1 protein-coding gene is annotated in these 603 nt (G+C 41.3%); it reads left to right on the forward strand.

Features of this window, described 5'->3' with window-relative positions:
• Positions 1-55: 55 nt before the first annotated feature.
• Positions 56-466: a SpoVG family protein gene (locus H8706_RS12310; protein WP_262432699.1), complete on the forward strand. Its 411-nt coding sequence runs from the start codon at positions 56-58 to the stop codon at positions 464-466.
• Positions 467-603 lie beyond the last annotated feature (137 nt).

A 603-nucleotide genomic window follows, 5' to 3' on the forward strand; every position in this document is an offset into this window, starting at 1 on the left:
GTGAAAGGTTAAAAGAAGTGGATGATGAGTTATATAAAAGAAAGGGGTAGAATTTATGAATTACAAAGCAAGCGTGAACCTTATTAACAAACCCGGAAGCTTAAAGGGAGTTGCCTCGGTTTCCATCAATGACGAGTTTGTTGTAAAAGGTGTGAGGATTTTTGAGGGCAATGACGGTCCGTTTGTGTCAATGCCTTCCCGTAAGGCAGGAGCCAAATATGAGGATATTTGTTTCCCGATTACAAAAGAGGGAAGAGAAAATCTCCACAGTGCGGTGCTTGAAGCATACGAACAGAAATTAACACAGCAGGAGGAGCAGAACCATGAAGAGGGGAAAGAAACAAAAAAGGCAGGGAATAAAAAGTCTCAAAAGCGTTCAGACGGACAAAAAACTGCCGAAAGCAATACCGAATTGCAGGCGGATCAGAATGAACAGACCGAGGCAGCCCCGGTAATGAATATGTGAGGTGAACAGCTATGGCGGTGTTATTGTTGAAAAAGTTTTCTTTCCTCGTATGATAAAAATTAAACCTGAACATTTTCATTTATCACTCCCTCGGATATTTTCCTGTAAATTTCATTGCTCCTGATCTCACGGTGAAT

Source organism: Qingrenia yutianensis (assembly GCF_014385105.1).
GTDB lineage: Bacteria > Bacillota > Clostridia > UMGS1810 > UMGS1810 > Qingrenia > Qingrenia yutianensis.